The following is a 284-nucleotide window of genomic DNA, read 5'->3' as shown; positions in this document are numbered from 1 at the left end:
TCTCCAGGACGTTCAAATATTTCAGGGTCTTTAAAAGAGGAGCCATTGTCTGTGAGGATAACAGGAAATAACTTGTGGTATAGAGCTGCTCCAAGCTGTTCATACAGCCAAAGGAAAACCTCCCTGACATTTTTACGGTCATCGGCTTCAAGTAGAAAAAGGAGCATAAGGTTACAATTACGGAAGAGCATAGTCAGAAGTACTTTTTCAGATTTTCCACCAGCGCCTTCCACAACATCTAACTCTACAACATTTGTGTCTGGATATTCTTCAAGATATTTTTC

The 284-nt window shown here is 40.1% G+C and carries 1 pseudogene; it reads right to left on the bottom strand.

Annotated elements, in window-relative coordinates:
* Positions 1-284, bottom strand: a pseudogene (locus DWX61_RS19480) (IS30 family transposase); the annotation flags it as partial.

This window comes from Ruminococcus sp. AF20-12LB, from assembly GCF_003478985.1.
Lineage (GTDB): Bacteria > Bacillota > Clostridia > Lachnospirales > Lachnospiraceae > Blautia_A.
The sequence above is the reverse complement of the archived record's forward strand: the minus strand, read 5'-3'. Positions and strand labels throughout refer to the sequence as shown.